Origin of the sequence: Sphingomonas cremea (assembly GCF_021502585.1) — a bacterium.
GTDB lineage: Bacteria > Pseudomonadota > Alphaproteobacteria > Sphingomonadales > Sphingomonadaceae > Sphingomicrobium > Sphingomicrobium cremea.
This window is the reverse complement of the sequence record NZ_JAKFGM010000002.1, coordinates 257,269-275,695: the sequence shown is the minus strand read 5'-3', so window position 1 is coordinate 275,695 and position 18,427 is coordinate 257,269. Positions and strand designations below refer to the sequence as shown.

Here is an 18,427-nt window from a genome sequence, read left to right as displayed (position 1 = left end):
GTACCGGCGAGAATGGGAAATCGGGCCGATACAGCCGTCTTGATCTAGCGCTTAAGTCGCCGAGAGGGGCGAAGTCAACGGCTTAGAAGGGGCGAACGATTACTAAAACAACGATCAGGGCGGTGATGATGCCCGGCACCTCGTTCATCAACCGAAGCTTTTTGTCGTCCAACTCGCGGTGGCCGTTCGCCAGCTTGCGACCGTAGCTTCCGATCCAGCCCTGATAAGCCGTGAGGATCAGCACCAGGAACAACTTGGCCAGAAACCATGGCGTCCCGAACAGGTTGAGGTGTATCGCGAGCATCAAACCCAACACCCAGACGATCAGCATCGCCGGATTGAGAATGATGGTCCGAGCCTTGTCCTCCCGCTCGATCCAAGCCCTGTCCTCGGCCGATCCTGGCGTCGCAGCCTGATGATGGACGTAATAGCGCGGAACGATAAACAGGCCAGCGATCCAGAAAATCACGAAAGTGACGTGAGCTGCCTTCACCCAAAGATAGGCGGCGCCCAGGAAACCCTGATATTCAGAAAGCCCCATCCCTAGCCCTTCACCAGCGCAACCAGCTCCTCGACATGCTCGATCGGCGTCGTCTGCTGGATCCCATGGCCCAGGTTGAAGATGTGGGGCCGGTCGGCAAGCGCGTCAAGGATCCGCTCCACGGACGTAATCAGTGGTTCGCCCCCGGCGACCAACGCCAATGGATCAAGATTGCCCTGGACCGGCAGTCCGACCGGAAGCTCGCGATGAGCCCAAGCAGGATCGACCGTTTCGTCGAGTCCGATTGCGTCGACCCTCGTCTCCGCGGCATATGCCCGCAACTTGCCTCCGGCGCCCTTGGGAAATCCGATGATCGGAGTGCCTGGATGCCGGCGCTTCAATTGATCGACGATCCAGGCGGTACGGGCAATCACATGGCGCTCGAACTGCGCCGGCGACAAGCTTCCCGCCCAGCTGTCGAACAGTTGCACCGCATCCACGCCCGTTTCGATCTGCCGCGAAAGATAATCAACCGTGATACAGGAAATGACGTCGAGGATGGCATCCAACTTGCCCGGGTCGGAATAGCCTAATTGGCGCGCTTCGGCCTGGTCCCGGCTACCTTGGCCCGCAATCATGTAAGTTGCGACAGTCCAGGGGCTTCCGGCAAAACCGAGGAATGTGGTCTCGGGCGCCAATTCGGCCTTAACTCGCCGCACAGTCTCATAAATCGGATTAAGCCGTTCCATTTGCGGCGAAAGGTCGCAAATGGGCGCATGGACCAGCGGAGGGGAAAGCCGCGGCCCCTCGCCGGCGACGAAGGTCAAATCCATGCCCATCGCATGCGGAACAACCAGAATATCGGAAAACAGGATCGCACCGTCGAACGGGAATCGCCGTAAGGGCTGTAGCGTGATCTCGGCCGCCGCCTCGGGATCATAAGCCAGGTCGAGAAACCCGCCCTTGGTCGCACGCAGCGCGCGATACTCGGGCAAGTAGCGGCCCGCCTGACGCATAAGCCACATAGGTGGAGGATCACGACGTTCGCCACGGAGCACGGCAAGCAAGGGCTTGTCGGGGCGACCGGTCGCTTGCTTGGATGGGTCGGGCAAGGGCGAGGCCAACCTCTATTCTTCCTTATATATAAGATTAGAAGATTGATGGAGTAGATGGGGCGTTGGGAGTGGGATTTAAGCGCGCCTCCCGACTTTGCCAACAGGCGCCGATTCGGCGCGAATCGCCAGCTGTTGGCGAGTCGCCACAAGACTCTCCCATGATTCACAGGCTGTGGACGATGTTTTTCCCCTGTGGGCGGAGTCCTGAATCCGTCGCGGGCGGAATCGGACAGATTGAAGCCATTGGGTCATCCCCGGCTTCGCGCTAGAAAGATGAGCGACTTTTCCACAGACTTTTCCCCCGGAGCCTTATGTCTTTGATATTGGCCAGTAACAGCCAAATTCGCCGGACGATGCTAGAGCAGGCCGGAGTAGAGTTTGCCGTCCGCGCACCCGATTTCGATGAGAATCAGGCCAAACAAGCCCACTCCCTTGACGGCGAGAAGCTGGCTCGGCTGCTCGCCGAGGGGAAGGCTGCATCGGTCACGGTCGGGCCGAACGACTGGGTGATTGGCAGCGACAGCATCGTCATCGTCGATGGTGTTCGCTATTCAAAGCCACGCGATCGCGATGAGGCCGCCGCGCATCTTCGTGCCTTTTCCAGTCGAACGATGCTGTTGTCGAGCGCTGTGGCGCTTGCCGGAGGCGGCCATGTCGACTGGACTCATGCGGAAACCGCCCGGCTCGAGGTCCGCCCGATGAGCGAAAATTTCATTCAGGCCTATCTGGATGCTGAGTGGCCCGCGGTTGGGCTTTGCGTGGGCGTGTTTCGGATGGAAGGCCGTGGGGTCACGCTTTTCGAAAGTGTCGAGGGCAGCCACTTCACCATTTTGGGCATGCCGCTGCTTCCGCTGCTTGGTGCGCTTCGTGCGCGGGGCGTGCTCCAGTCATGAGTACCGGCCCCTTTGCCGAAGTTATCGGCGATCCCATAGATCAAAGCCTGTCGCCGGCAATTCATGGCTTTTGGCTCGAAGCCCTGGGAATCGACGCCCGATACGGCAGACAGCGAGTCACCCGAGCGGAGTTCCCAACCTATCTAAACGAAAGACGCACCGATCCTGATTGGCGCGGCTCCAACGTGACCATGCCGCTGAAGCTAGACGCGGTCGCGCTGGCCGACGCTGCCGCCGACCGAGCCGTCGCAGCCGGGGCGGCCAATGTGCTGATGATGCGCGAAGGTCGCCTGGTTGCAGCAAACACCGACGTCGGCGCCATTGCAGCGCTTGTTGCCCGATTGAACGACGCCAAGGCGCGGATGGGAAGCATCACATTGCTGGGCAATGGCGGCGCTGCCCGGGCGGCGCTGGTGGCACTGAAACTGCTGGGATTGTCTGTCGTGCGGATCCAGGCGCGTGACCTTGGTGAGGCGGTGAAGCTGGCGGTCGAATTCGGGCTTGAGGCCGAGCCTACGCCATTTACGGAGCAGATCGTCAGTGACGGCCTGATCAACGCGACTCCGCTTGGCATGGCGGGACAGGAATGCCTCAACTGCGACTTGTCGCGCATGCCGGTCGGCGGCTGGGTGTTCGACATGGTGACCAGCCCCGGTGACACTCCTTTGGTCGAGGCAGCGCGGGTGCGCGGCCTGTTGGTGATCACAGGCCTTGAAATGCTGGTGGAGCAGGCGACGACCAGCTTCAAACTGTTCTTCGGCCAAGATCCCCCGCGTGACCGTGACGGCGAACTCTGGCAAAGGCTGAGGCAATGATCACGCTCGCCCTCACCGGGTCGATCGGCATGGGGAAGTCGACCGTCGCCGCAATGTTCGCCGAGGCTGGGATTCCGACTTTCGATGCTGATGCCACCGTCCGCGACTTGCAGGGACCGGGCGGTCGGCTGGTGCCCTTGATCGAAGCGCGCTTTCCCGGAACGACCTGCGAGGGTGCGGTCGTTCGGGAGGCTCTATCTGCGGCGGTGCTCGGCGATCGGGACGAGTTGGCGGCGCTGGAAGCGATCGTTCACCCCGCGGTGCACCATGAGCGGACCCGCTTTATCATAGAGAATAGCGACGCTCCGGCACTTCTGTTCGACATTCCACTGCTGTTCGAGACTGGCGGCGACGCAGCATTCGACAAGGTGATCGTGGTCTCCGCCTCACCCCAATTACAGCGCGAAAGAGTGCTTTCCCGGCCCGGAATGACGAAGCGGAAGTTCGAGCAGATTCTCTCCAGGCAGCTTCCGGACGAGGAGAAGCGGGCGCGAGCCGACTTCATCATCGATACGTCCGGAAGCATCGAGCAAACTCGCGCCCAGGTCCATGCGATCCTAGCTTGTCTCGGCCTCGCAGCGGGTGTTTAAGGGGGTCATGCGCGAAATCGTCTTTGACACGGAGACCACGGGCCTTTCCCCCGCGGGGGGCGACCGCATTGTTGAAATCGGCTGCATTGAAATGGTCGGCCGGGTAGAGACCGGGCGCCACTACCATTGCTATTTCAATCCGGAACGGCCGATGCCGAGCGAAGCCGAAGCCGTGCATGGCCTCAGTGACATGTTCCTATCGGACAAGCCTCGCTTTTCCGACAAGGCGCAAGAGCTATTGGAGTTTATCGGTGACGCGCCTCTGGTTGCGCACAATGCCAGCTTCGACTTCGGCTTTCTCAATCATGAGTTGGAACGCTGCGGCCAAGAATCGATCTGCCTCACTCGGATGGTCGACACGCTGATTCTCGCCCGCTCCCGCCACCCAGGGGCAAAGCACAGCCTCGATGCGCTTTGCACACGCTACGGAGTAGACCGCTCGCACCGGGTCAAGCATGGAGCGTTGCTCGACGCCCAATTGCTCGCCCAGGTCTATATCGAACTGACCGGCGGGCGGCAGATCGGGCTCGGCCTGATCGCCGACAGTCCACGCGTCGTGTCGGCGGAGCTTTCGTCGGACGCGGAAGTGCGCGTCCCCCGGCCGCCGCGCCCCCATATGGCGGGGCCGGAGGAAGTGGCGCGGCACCGCGCCTTCCTGGCCAAAATTGTGAATCCCTTGTGGGATCGGTTTTTCGCTCCCACTTCGGAACGCGGCACCGCTTGACGCCGTTGGCGCCAGTGCCGTTGGAGTTGAAAGGAGAGCCATTATGGACATTCGGGTCGCGGGTCATCAGGTCGCTACCGGAGAGTCGCTGCGTTCCCATGTCTCCGACCGGCTGTCGGCGATCGCCGACCGCTATTTTTCCCGCGCCGTGGCCGCCAACGTTACGTTCGGGCGTGGCCCTTATGAAGACTTCACCTGCGACATCGTCGCCCCGGTCAACCAGGGCGTCGTGCTCAAGTCGTCGAACAGGGCCAATGATGCGCATGTCGCGTTCGATGGCGCCGCGGACAAGATCGAGCGGCAGTTGAAGCGCTATATGAGCCGGCTGCGCGAGCGGCGAGGAGAGATTGATGGCGCGGTGATCGAGGAAAGCGCTGCCTATACGGTCTTCGCTGCGCCAATGGACGAGGAGGAGCCGATCCCGCCGGCGCCCGCAATCATCGCCGAGACAAAGGTCGATATCCCCGAAGCCAGCGTTTCCGATGCGGTGATGATGCTTGACCTACGGAACACCAATGCACTGATGTTCCGCAACCCCATCAGTGGCCAATACAACATGGTCTATCGCCGGGACGATGGAACAATCGGCTGGGTCGAACCATCGTCGAAGTGACAATGACGGCCATGGTCGGCTAACGGCCTAGCTAGTCTCTGTCCGCGCGTTTTCGCCTGTCCTGGGTATTATTCAATGCAGCTTTCCCAATTTCTCGACTTCGAAGCGATCCGCGTCGACCTAGCGGCAGGAAACAAGCGCCAGCTTCTGAACCAGCTCGCGCAGATCGCTGCTGCGCGCCTGTCGCAAGATCCGTTGCTGATCGCAGACGCCATTGCCGATCGCGAGCGGCTCGGCTCTACCGGGTTCGGCGGCGGAGTCGCGATTCCCCATGGCAAGCTCGACAAGCTTGACCGGGTATATGCGTTGGTTGCGCGGCTGGCGGCCCCGATCGATTATAAAGCCATCGACGGAGCGCCTGTCGACCTGGTGTTCCTGCTCCTGTCGCCGCCCGATGCCGGGGCTGAGCATTTGAAGGCACTAGCTGCGGTCAGCCGGCTGGTCCGGCATGCCGGTATCGTCGAAAAGCTGCGCGGCGCGCGCAGTCGCGACGCGATGGCCGCGGTGCTGATCGGCGCAGAGGAACGCGATGCCGCCTGACACGGCGCCCACGGGGGAGGAGGCGCATTTGCGGTCTCTCGAGGCGCTATATGCCTCGGCACCAATCAACCGCCTTTTCGAATCCCGGCTTTCGCTGCCCGAGGCTGGGCGGAGCGAAATACGCTTTTCGGTTTCGCCGGAAGCCTTTCATGCGGCGGGGGCGGCCCATGGCACGCTCTACTTCAAGATGCTCGACGATGCCGCTTTCTATGCCGCCAACAGCCTGGTCAGCGATCGTTTCCTTTTGACTACCGCCTTCAACCTGCATTTCACCAAGCCGATGCGCGCAGGTGAAGCGCGCGCCGAGGGTCGGTGGATTTCGGGCAAGCGCAGGGTTTTCGTCGCCGAGGCCCGCATCGTGGATTTCGAAGGCGAGGAATGTGCCCGCGGAACCGGGACCTTCATGCGCTCGCATATCGCCTTGTCCGGTCTCGACGGCTACCGCCCGGGCTGATGTCGGAACGGCTTCCGGCACAGCTCGAGGCATCGGCTTTGGTCCGCCAGGCGGAGGCGGGGGGCGGGTACGGGACCATTGTCAAACGAGGTGATCCCGATCGCGGCGCGCTGGTCCTGGTTATAACCTGCCGCGGAGAGCATCATGCCTTCTTGGAACGCGCCTTAGGTCCCGACGGCTCGTACCGCTGGCAGCAAGTTGGGCCCGCAGCCGGAGCAGAGACAAAAGCTTTGGCGGATTGGAGCCAAAAACGAGTCCGGTTTGATGAAGATCTATGGCTAATTGAACTGGATATCCCGGACCCGCAACGTTTCATCGCTGAAACAACGTCTAAAGGTTGACCGGACGGAACCAATCCGAAATCAGGTGCTGCAACAACCAATGCGGGGGCATCCGCACATCGGCAAGTAGGTCGTAATTGAGATGCCACGCAGTCGGGGAGCTACCCTCGGCGAGAGCTGTATAGAGCAGCACGCCAAACGGTCGGCTCACCGCCCAAGTGACGGTTTGCATGTTTGTGTCGTTTCGTTCCGCCTTCACGGTGATCGCCGCCCTGACCGCCTCTTCGGTCGCTCCGGCCCAAGTCAATCCGGCCGCCGAGCCGTTGATCGCCGAAGGCTCCAATGATGTTTCAATCGCTGTCGAACCCGCGCAATTAGGCGCCGAGGAAGCGACAGATCCGCTGGCTCCCACGGCAGGTGACGGTCAGCCGCAAGTGGCGGACCAAGTGGCGGACGAAATCTCACCCGACGCCACTCTGGCGGAGAAGGTTGCCAAGCTGCGCAGCTCCGATGCCGGAAGCCGCGAACTCGAATGCCTCGCCGGCGCTATCTATTTCGAATCCAAGAGCGAGAGCCTGCAGGGGCAGCTCGCGGTCGGCCAGGTCATTGCCAATCGGGCTGCCTCGGGCCGATTCCCATCCAGCTATTGCGGCGTTGTCTACCAACGCAGTCAGTTCAGCTTCGTCCGCGGCCACTCGATGCCGTATATTCCACACGCCAGCCAGGATTGGCGGGATGCGGTTGCAGTCGCCAAGATCGTTGACCTTCAGCTACATCCGTCGCCGATGGGCAAGGCGCTATTCTTCCACGCCCGCCGAGTATCTCCGGGCTGGAAGCTGACACGGGTGGGTACGCTCGGCAATCACGTCTTTTACCGCTAGGGTTTCCAGCGGGTCCAAGGCATCCTTGCCAATCCGCCGGATTGGCTGCGGCCACCTTTTGTTCTACTAGTCGGGAATGGCATCCAATCCGATTCCCGACTGCTTCATAGACGCTTCGCCAATTGCAGCGGAAGTAGCGCGCGGCGTGACTCGGCTGCTTTGCCGACACGACCTGTTCGCAATGTGCGAGGTGCCGTTGCCCAATGGACGCCGCGCGGATTTGATGGCGATCGGGGCGCGGGGGGAACTGACGATCGTTGAGATAAAGGTCAGCAAGGCCGATCTTCTCGGAGATCAGAAGTGGACCGATTATCTGGAATATTGCGATCGATTCTTTTGGGCGGTGCCGCAGGCGCTGGCGCATCTGCTCGATGAAGCTCGCTTCCTTCCCGATCATGCCGGCTTGATGGTCGCCGATCGCTACGATGCCGTGGTCCTTCGCGAGCCCTCGACCCGACCGCTTGCTCCGGCCAGGCGCAAGGCCGAAACGTTACGCTTTGCTCGCCGGGCGGCGCGGCGATTGTCCGCCCAGATCGACCCCTCCCTCGGCGACGCCTCTTAGTTCAGTTTGGGTCCCGCGACCGGTTTCTTGGTCGATTTGACCGTATCGATCAGCTTCAGCAGACCCGGATTACGCGTGTCGCGTTTGGCGTAGTCGCGCGCACTATAACCCGCCGAGTGATCGGCCTTGTCGGGATTGGCACCGGCTTTCAGCAGCAATTCCATCACTCGCGGCTGCCTCTGCTGCACCGCCACGATCAACGCGGTTTCGCCACGGCGATTGGTCGTGTCGACCTTCGCCCCAAGCCGGATCATATAGTCGGCGGCTTCCTCGAATCCGATACTCGCGGCAACGATCAATGGCGTGTCGCCCTTATTATCACCGATGTTCGGGTCGGCCCCCTTCTTTAGCAGATAGCCAACCCAATCGAGCTCGCGCTTGCGAGTTGCGATGTGAAGCGCCGTATCGCCCTTGAAGCCGCGATAATTCACCACTCTCAAACCCGGATCCTCGAGAAGCGGGATGGCCTTGGAATTGTCGCCATCTTCAATGGCCTTGAGAAAGGTCTCACCTTCGGAGGAACTTCCGAACTGGGCCAATCCGGGAACGGCTGCCGTCACCAGTGCCATTGCCAATCCTGCCTTGACCCACCGACGCATCATCTAATCCCCAGGAAGCATGCCTTGATCTGGCCGCCTTGGCGGACCAAGGCTGAGTTCAACATGAATAGCGCAAAAGCATTTTGGGAAAAGCCTTTGTCGTCGCTCGACCGTGGCGAGTGGGAAGCTCTGTGCGATGGCTGTGGGCGTTGCTGCCTGCACAAGCTGGAGGATGATGAAACCGGCGAGCTATTCCCGACCAATGTGGCCTGCAAGCTGCTCGATCGCCGCGCTGGCCAATGCACCGACTATGCGCACCGCAAGAAGTTGGTTCATGACTGCGTAAAGCTCGATCGAAACAAGCTGGATGAGTTGGAATGGCTGCCCACGACCTGTGCCTATCGCCTCCGCTGGGAAGGCAAGCCGCTCCCCGACTGGCACTATCTCATTTCAGGCAGCCGTGAGACGGTGCATGAAGCTGGCCAGTCGACCCGGGGCTGGACGGTCAGCGAAGTCGATGCAGGCGAGCTCGAATGGCACTTGGTTGACCGCCCGCTCTGAACCATTGAGCCTCGCTGGCCTTGCCTGGCCGGTCGAGCTTCGGCCTCACCCCAAGGCCCGGGCAATGCGGCTTCGGCTCGACGAGGTCCGCGAGCGATTGACCCTGACTTACCCCCGGAAATTGAGTCGTCACATTGTACTCGAATGGGCGCGCGGCCAAGAGGAATGGGTCGATGCGCAGCTGGCTCAGCTCAGACCTGGAGAGCCGTTTCGCGCCGGCGCCACAATATTGTTCGAAGGCCGAGAAATTCGGCTGCACTGGGAAGAGGGACTGCCACGAGCGCCGCGTCTGGAGGGCAATCAGTTGAGCTCTGGCGGTCCAGAAGCCAGCTTTGCGTTACGTATCGAGCGCTTTCTTCGAATCGAAGCTTTGGCTCGGCTAAGCGCCGAGACGGCCAATGTCGCGGCGCGCGCCGGGGTCAGCATCCGATCCGTGGCCGTTGGGGATGCGTCCAGCCGATGGGGAAGCTGCTCGGCTAGTGGCGCGATCCGCTACAGCTGGCGACTTATTCTCGCCACGCCGCGCTTGCTGCGGTGGGTCGTGGCCCATGAAGTGGCACATCGCCGGCATATGGATCATGGCCCCGCGTTCCGCCGGCTGGAGGCGGAGCTTTATGATGGCGACGTCGCCGCCGCTCGGGCCGAATTGCGAGCGTTAGGGCCGCGGCTGAAGCGGATCGGGCGCGGGCTCTAACGGCTGCTGTTCTGGCGGCGGATTGCGGGGGGCCGGTTGCGGGCGGTTCTGCGGGTTGCGCCGCAGTACCTCGTCCAGCCACTGTTGATCGACCTGACTTCCGCCTTGCGTAGGTTGAGGTTGAGCTTCCGGCGCCAGCGGATTGGCAGGCTGGCGCCCTATCGGGTTGCCGTCAGCATCGACCAGCGGCGCTGAATCCACATAATTCATTCCCCAAGCCTCCTCGTCAGGCTCGAGTTGCCAGTCGGGCATCGGCGCCTTGGTCTCGAATTGCTCGACCGGCCGTTTCGCAACCGCAACCTTCATAAAGTCCGCGAAGGCGCGGGCTGGCGCCGCACCGCCCTGCAGGCCGCCAACTGGGCGCGCATCGTCGCGACCCATCCAAACGCCCGTGGTCAAGCCGCTCGAAAAGCCGATGAACCAGCCGTCCTTGTTTGATGTGGTGGTGCCTGTCTTCCCGGCAACTGGCCGGCCGATTTGAGCCGCCCGCCCGGTGCCGGAAAGAACGGCAGATTGCAGCATGTCGGTCATCCCGGCAGCCACCCATGGCGCGACTAGGACGCGCTCCTCATTTGCCTGGTGCTGGTAAAGCAGGCGTCCATCGGCGGTAACCACCTTGCGGATGGCGTAAGGCATGACACTGACGCCGCGGTTCTGAACGGCGGCAAAGGCACGGGTCATGTCTATCAACCGAACGTCGCTGGTTCCGAGCACCATCGATGGGAAGGTCGAAATGCGGCCGGAAATGCCGAATCGCCGGGCCATGTCGGCGATAGTGCCGAAGCCGAGCGCATCTCCTATCTTGGCACTGATGGTATTGATCGACCGTGAAAACGCCTCTCGCAGGGTAACCTGCCCGACGTAGGTGCGGGTGGAGTTGCGAGGGGTCCAGCCGTCAATCGTGACGGGCTCGTCGACAATTGTGTCATCGGGTTTCATTCCGGATTCGAGCGCGGCCAGATAAACGAACAATTTGAACGCCGATCCTGGTTGCCGCTCCGCCTGGGTGGCGCGATTGTAGATGGAATCGACATAGTCGCGACCGCCGACCATTGCCCTGACCGCACCGTCGCGGTCGATCGCTACCAGCGCTCCCTGTGCACCCGGCGGAGTATAGCCGTTGATTGCCCGATCGGCTGCCGACTGCATGCCGGGATCAAGAGTGGTCCAGACATCAATTGGATCGCTGGTTTCGTCGATCAGCGTGTCGAGCTGCGGCAATGCCCAGTCGGTGAAATAGCGAACGCTGTTCTGCTTGGCTGCCGGCTGGACTTTGATCTCGGCGGGATCCACTCCGACCGCCGCGGAGGCCGGAAGGAAACCGTTTTCGACCATAGAATTCAGCACCACGCCGGCGCGCCCGCGCGCAGCTTCGACATCGGCAGTGGGCGAATAGTTGGAGGGCGCCTTTACCAGCCCGGCGATAATCGCCGCTTCGCCCAGGCTCAGCCGCTCGGCGCCATGGCCAAAGAAGGTGCGGCTGGCGGCGTCGATGCCGTAAGCGCCGCCGCCGAAATAGACACGGTTGAGATAGAGTTCGAGAATTTGGTTCTTTGAGAATTTTCGTTCCAGCGCCAGCGCAAGGATCGCTTCCTTGACCTTCCGGCCGAAAGTCCGGCTGTTGGTCAGGAATATGTTGCGCGCCAGCTGCTGCGTAATGGTGGAGCCACCCTGCTTCCAACTGCCCGACTGGATCCGAACCTTGAATGATCGGGCGACGCCGATTGGATCGACACCAATATGGCTGCGAAAACGCTTGTCCTCCACCGCGATCATCGCGCTCCGCATCGTCGGAGGGATTTCGTCATAGTTCAGCCATCGGCCAAAGCTTGGGCCAAGCGAAACGAGCAAGGTCCCGTCGGCAGCCCGCACGCGAACCATTTGGCCTAGGTCGGAGCGCCGGCTCAATTGCTGGTAGTCAGGTAGCTGGGTCATCGCCACCGCGACGGCAACGCCCAGGCTGACCAGCCCGAGAAAGCCGATAGCGAGAGCCCATTTCAGGACCGAGACGAAGATTCCCTTGGCGCGGGACGGATTGGAGCGGGCCATTGGCGATAGGTTCCTATTGGCTTGCGCCACTTCCGACAAGCGCCGGTTCGACCGGTGCCCAGATCAGCGCTTTCTCCAGAATGGAGGATGAAGCCACCGTTAACCTTGTTTCAACGCTGCTCGCCTAGCGTCGTGTAATGATGGGCCGGACCTCTGTCCTTGTTGCCATGGTGCTGGCTGGCTCCACGGGCCTCACAGCGCCTGCCTGGCCGCAGGACGTGACTGCACCTTGTCGCCTGTGCGCGCCGGGGGATGCCGTTGTTGCCAGCAAGCCAGCCGTGCCGGTCCGGCTGGACGTCGAAACCAGCCTCGATTTCGACAAGCTGATCCAATTGGGCTCGGGCGATGGCAGTTTCGAGCTTGCTCCGGACGGTTCCCAGAGCGTTGGTGGATCGGTCGCCGCGATTGGCGCCCGGGCGATGGTTGGCGAGGTGGTTATCCGCGGTGAGCCGGGGCGCCTGGTTCGGATCGATCTGCCCAGCCGGGTCGAATTGTTCGGACTTGCTGGCGGGACGATCCGCCTCGAATCAATCAAGTCCAACCTCCCGCCAATGCCGAGACTCGACGGCAATGGGCGCCTAAGCTTCCGATTCGGAGGAGTCTTGAGGGTTTCGGGCGATGTCGATGGCCTGTTTCGTGGCGAAATACCGATCGACGTCGACTATCTCTAGCTGCCTCACGCAACTTGGTCCGTTGCGAAGGAAAGCTTAATCGTCCGATAACCATATCATTGAGCAAAGCTGTAAGCAGGCAAGGTTAATGAGGGACCCACGGGTGGACGGCTTAATCGTTCGGCCAGCCGCCATGCTCGGAACTAGTGGGGAATCTTATCATGACTAAACTCATTCGCCTGGCGGCGCTCGCCGCTGCTGTCACTGTCGTTGCGACACCGGCCGTAGCCGCTCCGGTATCCGCTAGCCCGACTGCGTCGGCCAATGTCCGCATCCTGAAGCCGCTCGAGCTTCGCGGTATCCGCAACCTCGACTTCGGTACGATCGTCGTTGGCGCAGTTGTCGGCACCGACACCGTTTCGATCACCCAGGCCGGCGTCCTGACCTGCGGAAGCGGAGGCCAGCTGACCTGCTCGGGCACCGTTGCTTCGGGCCAGTACAACGTGCGCGGCTCGAACAATGCCGTCGTGACCATCAGCGCGGTTGCGTCAAACCTCAGCAACGGCACCACCAACCTGCTGTTTACGCCTAATGCACCGGCGACGGTCACCTTGACCAGCTCGGGCGCTCCTGGCGACAACTTCAATGTTGGCGGCTCGATCGGCCTTACGGCCGCGACACCTGAGGGACTCTATACGGGCGTGATGAACGTCACCGTCGATTATCAATAAGACGGACCAGACCGCCCGGCACGCCGGGTAGGGAAGAGGGGGCCTTCGACAAGTTCGACGGCCCCCTTTTTTCATCATCGGTTTCTGCAGATGGTTAGCCGAATAATAACCATTTTGGAGCCATTCTCCTCCCAACCGTTTTGGAGGAAGTTTCATGGCTCGTTTCGCACTCGGCCGCTTTGCTAGGATCGCGCTAGTTGCGCCTGCGCTGATCTTCGCCGCGCCGCCAGCCCAGGCAGGCGGCGGCGACTTGCTCGTCGCTCCAACACGCGTGGTTCTGGACGGTCGCCGCGGGACTGAAGTGGTCCTGAACAATATCGGAAGCGAGGTCGCCACCTATCGGATCTCGGCCGAATTCCGCCGGATGGGTCCCGATGGGAAGCTGATCGACGTCGAAACGCCCAACGCCAAGGAGCAGGCTGCGCAGGAAATGGTCCTCTTTGCGCCCCGCCGAGTGACACTTCCGCCCAACCAGCCACAGTCTATCCGCCTTTCGGCGCGTGCCCCCGAGGGACTGGCAGATGGCGAATATCGAGTTCATTTGCTGTTCCGCGCCGTCCCGCCACCTGAACCTGTGGCTTCGCCGCAGAAAGTCGAGGGGATCGCCTTCAGGCTCATCCCAATCTACGGCGTCACCATCCCGGTCATCGTCCGCCTCGGTAACCTCGAAGCGAAGGCCGCGATCTCCAACGTTCGCAAAGTCACAGAGGATGGAAAGCCGGCCATTGCTCTCGACATCAGCCGTTCGGGCGATCGCTCGACTTTTGGCGAGGTCCGCGTCCTCAAGGCCGGCGTATCGGACCCGATTGCCCTCGTCCGCGGGGTCGCCGTCTATACAGAGGTCGGTCAGCGATCCGTGACGATCGCCATCGATCCGGCCCACGCCGCTCAGGCGTCGGGCCAGGTGACCGTCCAATATGTCGAACCGACCGATACCGGCCCGGTGACCATCGCCGAAACCACTGCGGTGCTGCGCTAAGACCGGCTGGAAGGCGAGCGGGACTTTCCGATGCGGCGGCCAACCCGCTGGTTGCGCAGGGTTTTCACCTGCGCCGCTCTCGCTGCGGCGGGCGCGGCAGCCGCGTGGGCCGCAAGTCCGGTCGGTCCGGCCTGGACGGCCGATCCCGAGGAGCAGTTCCTGCTCGACGTCAACATCCGGCAGCTGCGCCTCGGCGATGGCGTACGCGCATATCAGATTCCTGAAGGCACCTGCGTAATTTTCGGGGATTTCCTGACGACGCTGGATCTGCCGATGAAGATCGACCTGCAGGCCAAGCGGGCTTCCGGATGGGCGTTCCGCGAGAATCATCGGATTGAAATCGACCAGGCGGCAGGCACCGCTCGTTACGGTGACCAACTGGAAAGACTTGCCGAAGGAACGATCCGCGAAACGCCCGAAGGCTGGTGCGTAGAGACCGCCGCACTTGGCCGCTGGTTCAAACTGGGGGTCAAGCCAATCACCTCCGGGTCCGTATTGTTGCTCGAATCCGAAGCCAAGCTGCCGGTCGAACTCGCCCGAGAGCGTGAGGAGCGCGCGGCGCGGATTCGGCCGGCAGCGATGCCGATCGAAAGCCTGCCCAAGGTCCGGCTGCCCTATCGACTGTGGCGCGCCCCAGCGCTGGATTTCATCGTGAATGCAGGCGTGACTTATCAAGCCTCGACCGGGATGCAGGTCGATCGCCATGCCTCGGTTGTTGCTGCCGGGGAAATCGCGCGACTGTCCTATGACAGCATGTTGTCGACTGACGAAAACGGACGTCCGCAATCGCTCAGATTTCGCGCTTATCGCTCGGATCCCGACGGCGGCCTTCTTGGCCCGCTCGATGCTACCCATTTCGCGGTCGGCGATGTGTCTGGCGTGTCGAGCCGGCTCATTCCGGGAGCCACCGGACGTGGGCTGGAAGTTACCAACCGGCCCTTGTTCAACCCTGTCGCTTTCGACCGCACCCGGTTCGAAGGTGATCTGCCCGCCGGTTGGGACGCGGAGCTCTATCGCAACGGAGAATTACTTGCATTTAGCCAATCGGACGGGTCACAGCGCTATGTCTTCGCAGACGTTCCGTTGGTCTACGGCGACAATCGGTTCGAAGTTATTCTCTATGGACCACAGGGCCAGCAGCGAAGCCGGCTGGAATCGATCAATATCGGCCAAAGCCAGGTTCCGGCGGGCAAGACCTGGTATTGGGCAGGAATAAGCCAGCCGGGCCGCAATCTTTTAAGCGATTTCGTCGGCCGCGATGATGGCGGAGGCCCGCCGATCGACAGTGAACCAGCGGACTTCACCAGACCTGACCTGCAGGCGGCGGTCCAGATAGAACATGGCCTAGACAAGCGCACCTCGATTGGGGTGCTTGCTGCCATGTTGCTGGCAGACAACGAGAAAATGACATTCATCGAGGGCTCAGTGCGCCGCTCGATCGGCTCGGCCTTGGTCGAGACGGCGCTTGCACGCGATAGCAATGGCGGGATTGCGGCGCGGGCGCAGGCTGTCGCGCAAATGGGCTCGGTCAATTTCAGCGCCGAAGCGCTTCTGGCCAACGACTTTGTCATCAACGGGGAGAAGGAGAAGCGCTATCGCGAGGCCCGGCTATCCGTCGACGCCCCGCTTAAGATCGGCCATCGCAGCCTTGCCGCACATGGCGACGTACGCCTGGTCGACCGCGGCCAAGATAACAAAACCCTCAATGCATCAAGTCGATTGTCGACTAATTTCAACGGCTTCAACCTGTCGACGCTGGTCAACTGGCAACGCTGGCTGGGCAGCAGCGATCCGCCGCAACAGGACCGGCTGGAGGTCGGGCTGATCGGCACGGGACATATCGGCGAAGTCCGATTGCGCGGCGGTACCGCTTGGGAAGTCAGTCCCCATAATCGTTTCCGAAGCGCCGAGCTCAGCGCCTACTGGTCGGCATCGGACAGGGCCGATTGGGAAGGAGTGCTTGCCTATGATGCGGCCGCCAAGCGCGGTCGCGCGCGAGTCTCATATATTCGGCGCTTCAGTACGCTCGCCGCGGCGGCGTCGATCGAGGGCGGGACCGATGGCAGCTTCGCAGCCGGGATCAACCTGAACTTCTCGCTCGATTCCGCTGCTGGGGGCTTCAAGCTCAGCAACCAACGACTGGCTTCCACCGGAACCGTCGAAGCGCGTGTCTATCGAGACATCAACGACAACGGCAGGCGCGATCAGGCGGAGCCATGGGAAGAGGGAGCGATTATCACTACCGGTCAGCGCGTCTCCGATGTTGCGACCAACAAGCTAGGCGTCGTTCGCGTCGGCGGTCTGCAGCCATATCAGCCGATCGCAGTCGGTATCGACACCTCCAGCCTACCCGATCCATCGTTGACGCCAAGAAAGGCATTGCAGGTGGTCGTGCCTCGCCCCGGCGTTGCCGCAATGCTCGAAATTGGCCTGGTCGGCGCCGGCGATATCGAAGGAATGCTCGTCCAGGATGACGGCCGAGGTTTCGAAGGGCTCGATGTCGAGCTGTTGGATGCCAGTGGCCATGCGGTCGCGACCGCGCGCAGCGACTATGACGGATTCTTCCTGTTCGAACGGGTTGCCTATGGAGCCTATCGCCTACGCCTCACGGCGGACTCTGCGAAGGCCGCCGGAGTCGATGCCTCCATCCCCAAGACAGTCGAAATCAGCGCGACCAAGACTGTCGTTCGGCTTGGCGCCATCCGGATCCAGAAGGCAGCGCGAATTGCTATCGCCGAACCGGCCGGCGGGCCAACCCTGAACCCGCGTTAACCAAAAGTCGTCTGGGACGACTTCAGTCTCGCAAGTGCGAGATGCCCGAAGGCAAATCATTCTGTTCATTAGAAAAATGGTGCGGTCGAGAAGACTCGAACTTCCACGGGCTTTCGCCCACAACGACCTCAACGTTGCGCGTCTACCAGTTCCGCCACGACCGCACTCGTGAAAAGGCAGCGCACCAGCATTGGGGCGCTGCCCTGGGTAGGGCGCGGCCTCTAGCAAAGCGAACACTTGCTGGCAACGGCCAACGGCCGACCCAATTCGGGACATTGGTAAACAAGCTAGTAACCATGTCATGCAGATTGGGTTATGCCCCCCCCATGATCGGCCCTGCACTTCTACTGGCAGTCGCGGTTTCGTGGGGAACGGATCCGGCACTGCCTGCCCACGCTGGCTCTTCAACCTTCACGCCGTCGAGCAATGTAACTGCACAGGCCACCGCCAGTGTTCGCATTGTTTCAGGCATTAGGTTTGGGCGCGACTATACCCGCGGGCTGCCCCCGGAAGCGATACGCAGGCCAGTCTCGCTGACCGACGGTACCGGCCAAGCATTCCAGGCAGAATTACTGGAATTTCAATAGCTTACGACGTCATTGCTCCAGCGTGACAGTCAATTCGTCACCGCCCTTGGGAACGTCGACCTCTGCGCTATTGAAGCTGGCGCTGCTGCGCGGGGCGAGCACGCGCGCAGGCGGTGCAATGGTCCAGCGATGGACGAGAGTCCTGGTCGCCTTGTCCCGCAATTCGGCGCGGATCGGCGGCACATTCTGCTCTTTGTCGGTAGGATTGATTACCCGTCCGCTGATCGCGACCAACTCATTCCCGCTTTCCAGCGGCTGGCGATCGCTGGTCGTGATCATCAACTGAAGCGGCGTGGCACCGGCCTGGGCAATTCCCGCCCGTGCCTTCCATTCGGAGGGCGCGAAAAACCAGAAAGCCGCTGCAGCTGCGATGATCACCGCCAAAATAGCAAGCAGAAGCGGCCAGCGCCGCCGTGGCGCTTCGCCATCTTCTGTGATGGGCGCATAGCCGACAAAATCCTCTTCCACGGACGGCTCTTCGACGGACGCGGGCGCCCGCCACTCATCCGCGACCGCCGGTGCTTCTTCCATTGCAACATTGTCACCGCCATGGAGGACCGGGGGTTCGGTGACCGGCTCCTCCGCAACTTCTCCCCAGGCCGATTGTCCGCCATCATCAATGTCGGATTGCGGCTCTTCGGCGACCAGGCTTCCCTCCGCGGCTGCCTGCAGCGTTTCGGCGACCGGCTCACCAAAGGCCTCCGGCGGCGTTCCGCCGAAATCGATATCGGCGGCGGTTGCCGGTTCTGCGACCAGCACCTCCGGCTCCTGATGCCAACTATGCTTGCATGAAGCGCAGCGCACCTGGCGGCCGCCTGGCGGAATGGCGTCATCCTTCACCACATATTTGGTGTCGCAGGCGGGGCAGGTCAGGATCATTTGGGGTTGGTGCCTCCCGAAAGCGTTAACGTGGATAAACAGCAATGCTCGTGCCTTGGCAAGGCGGGGCGCGCCG

22 protein-coding genes and 1 tRNA gene are annotated in these 18,427 nt (G+C 61.7%); 16 read left to right on the top strand and 7 right to left on the bottom strand.

Annotated elements, in window-relative coordinates; genetic code table 11:
• Positions 1-82 precede the first annotated feature (82 nt).
• On the bottom strand, positions 83-541 hold the full coding sequence (locus LVY65_RS07795) for a CopD family protein (RefSeq protein ID WP_235067471.1): 459 nt from the start codon (positions 539-541) through the stop codon (positions 83-85).
• Positions 542-543: 2 nt separating this feature from the next.
• Positions 544-1,593, bottom strand: coding sequence for a uroporphyrinogen decarboxylase (gene hemE / locus LVY65_RS07790; RefSeq protein WP_268828704.1), 1,050 nt, complete (start codon positions 1,591-1,593; stop codon positions 544-546).
• Positions 1,594-1,907: 314 nt separating this feature from the next.
• Between hemE and LVY65_RS07785 the strand changes: the two genes are divergently transcribed.
• The 8 genes from LVY65_RS07785 to LVY65_RS07750 all read left to right on the top strand — a co-directional run bounded on the left by LVY65_RS07785 (position 1,908) and on the right by LVY65_RS07750 (position 6,566).
• Complete coding sequence (locus LVY65_RS07785) at positions 1,908-2,489, top strand: Maf family protein (protein ID WP_268828682.1); 582 nt, start codon at positions 1,908-1,910, stop codon at positions 2,487-2,489.
• Positions 2,486-3,304, top strand: coding sequence for a shikimate dehydrogenase family protein (locus tag LVY65_RS07780; RefSeq protein ID WP_235067468.1), 819 nt, complete (start codon positions 2,486-2,488; stop codon positions 3,302-3,304). The genes LVY65_RS07785 and LVY65_RS07780 overlap by 4 nt, the downstream gene beginning before the upstream one ends.
• A complete protein-coding gene (coaE, locus tag LVY65_RS07775) occupies positions 3,301-3,894 on the top strand; it encodes a dephospho-CoA kinase (protein WP_235067467.1) in 594 nt (197 codons plus the stop codon). The genes LVY65_RS07780 and coaE overlap by 4 nt, the downstream gene beginning before the upstream one ends.
• A gap of 7 nt (positions 3,895-3,901) precedes the next feature.
• Complete coding sequence (gene dnaQ, locus LVY65_RS07770) at positions 3,902-4,618, top strand: DNA polymerase III subunit epsilon (protein ID WP_235067466.1); 717 nt, start codon at positions 3,902-3,904, stop codon at positions 4,616-4,618.
• Between the two features lie 43 nt (positions 4,619-4,661).
• Positions 4,662-5,231, top strand: a complete 570-nt coding sequence (gene hpf / locus LVY65_RS07765; protein WP_235067465.1) for a ribosome hibernation-promoting factor, HPF/YfiA family — start codon at positions 4,662-4,664, stop codon at positions 5,229-5,231.
• 75 nt (positions 5,232-5,306) lie between these two features.
• Positions 5,307-5,771 carry a PTS sugar transporter subunit IIA gene (locus LVY65_RS07760; protein WP_235067464.1) on the top strand — a complete coding sequence of 155 codons (465 nt, stop codon included), beginning with the start codon at positions 5,307-5,309 and terminating at the stop codon, positions 5,769-5,771.
• Entirely contained in the window at positions 5,761-6,225 is a 465-nt protein-coding gene (locus LVY65_RS07755; protein ID WP_235067463.1) for a PaaI family thioesterase, read from the top strand. Before LVY65_RS07760 ends, LVY65_RS07755 begins: the two co-directional genes overlap by 11 nt.
• On the top strand, positions 6,225-6,566 hold the full coding sequence (locus tag LVY65_RS07750; RefSeq protein ID WP_235067462.1) for a DUF1491 family protein: 342 nt from the start codon (positions 6,225-6,227) through the stop codon (positions 6,564-6,566). The genes LVY65_RS07755 and LVY65_RS07750 overlap by 1 nt, the downstream gene beginning before the upstream one ends.
• On the opposite strand, the gene LVY65_RS07745 is transcribed toward LVY65_RS07750, so the two are convergent.
• Positions 6,556-6,738 (bottom strand): hypothetical protein, encoded by a 183-nt coding sequence (locus LVY65_RS07745; protein WP_235067461.1) that lies wholly within the window; start codon positions 6,736-6,738, stop codon positions 6,556-6,558. The two genes, LVY65_RS07750 and LVY65_RS07745, sit on opposite strands and share 11 nt — an antisense overlap.
• A gap of 28 nt (positions 6,739-6,766) precedes the next feature.
• On the opposite strand from LVY65_RS07745, the gene LVY65_RS07740 reads away from it, so the two are divergent.
• Entirely contained in the window at positions 6,767-7,387 is a 621-nt protein-coding gene (locus tag LVY65_RS07740) for a cell wall hydrolase (RefSeq protein ID WP_235067460.1), read from the top strand.
• Between the two features lie 76 nt (positions 7,388-7,463).
• A complete protein-coding gene (locus LVY65_RS07735; protein ID WP_235067459.1) occupies positions 7,464-7,949 on the top strand; it encodes an MmcB family DNA repair protein in 486 nt (161 codons plus the stop codon).
• On the opposite strand, the gene LVY65_RS07730 is transcribed toward LVY65_RS07735, so the two are convergent.
• Positions 7,946-8,518: an ankyrin repeat domain-containing protein gene (locus tag LVY65_RS07730; RefSeq protein WP_235067458.1), complete on the bottom strand. Its 573-nt coding sequence runs from the start codon at positions 8,516-8,518 to the stop codon at positions 7,946-7,948. The two genes, LVY65_RS07735 and LVY65_RS07730, sit on opposite strands and share 4 nt — an antisense overlap.
• A gap of 93 nt (positions 8,519-8,611) precedes the next feature.
• Here LVY65_RS07730 and LVY65_RS07725 point away from each other — a divergent pair, with 93 nt between their 5' ends.
• Both LVY65_RS07725 and LVY65_RS07720 read left to right on the top strand, forming a co-directional pair.
• Positions 8,612-9,049 carry a YcgN family cysteine cluster protein gene (locus LVY65_RS07725; RefSeq protein WP_235067972.1) on the top strand — a complete coding sequence of 146 codons (438 nt, stop codon included), beginning with the start codon at positions 8,612-8,614 and terminating at the stop codon, positions 9,047-9,049.
• A gap of 4 nt (positions 9,050-9,053) precedes the next feature.
• Complete coding sequence (locus tag LVY65_RS07720; protein WP_235067457.1) at positions 9,054-9,743, top strand: M48 family metallopeptidase; 690 nt, start codon at positions 9,054-9,056, stop codon at positions 9,741-9,743.
• Here LVY65_RS07720 and LVY65_RS07715 read toward each other — a convergent pair.
• Positions 9,705-11,792 carry a transglycosylase domain-containing protein gene (locus LVY65_RS07715; RefSeq protein ID WP_235067456.1) on the bottom strand — a complete coding sequence of 696 codons (2,088 nt, stop codon included), beginning with the start codon at positions 11,790-11,792 and terminating at the stop codon, positions 9,705-9,707. The genes LVY65_RS07720 and LVY65_RS07715 overlap by 39 nt on opposite strands.
• Positions 11,793-11,929: 137 nt before the next feature.
• Here LVY65_RS07715 and LVY65_RS07710 point away from each other — a divergent pair, with 137 nt between their 5' ends.
• From LVY65_RS07710 to LVY65_RS07695, 4 genes are all read left to right on the top strand, one after another.
• A complete protein-coding gene (locus LVY65_RS07710) occupies positions 11,930-12,463 on the top strand; it encodes a DUF4402 domain-containing protein (RefSeq protein WP_235067455.1) in 534 nt (177 codons plus the stop codon).
• A gap of 161 nt (positions 12,464-12,624) precedes the next feature.
• Positions 12,625-13,134, top strand: a complete 510-nt coding sequence (locus LVY65_RS07705) for a DUF4402 domain-containing protein (protein WP_235067454.1) — start codon at positions 12,625-12,627, stop codon at positions 13,132-13,134.
• Positions 13,135-13,288: 154 nt separating this feature from the next.
• A complete protein-coding gene (locus tag LVY65_RS07700) occupies positions 13,289-14,113 on the top strand; it encodes a fimbrial biogenesis chaperone (protein ID WP_235067453.1) in 825 nt (274 codons plus the stop codon).
• Positions 14,114-14,143: 30 nt separating this feature from the next.
• Positions 14,144-16,885: a carboxypeptidase-like regulatory domain-containing protein gene (locus LVY65_RS07695; RefSeq protein WP_235067452.1), complete on the top strand. Its 2,742-nt coding sequence runs from the start codon at positions 14,144-14,146 to the stop codon at positions 16,883-16,885.
• A 77-nt stretch (positions 16,886-16,962) separates the two neighbouring features.
• Here LVY65_RS07695 and LVY65_RS07690 read toward each other — a convergent pair.
• Positions 16,963-17,049, bottom strand: a tRNA-Leu gene (locus tag LVY65_RS07690).
• A 432-nt stretch (positions 17,050-17,481) separates the two neighbouring features.
• The gene (locus tag LVY65_RS07685) at positions 17,482-18,351 is read right to left on the bottom strand and encodes a zinc-ribbon domain-containing protein (RefSeq protein WP_235067451.1); all 870 of its coding nucleotides are present in this window, start codon (positions 18,349-18,351) and stop codon (positions 17,482-17,484) included.
• Positions 18,352-18,427 lie beyond the last annotated feature (76 nt).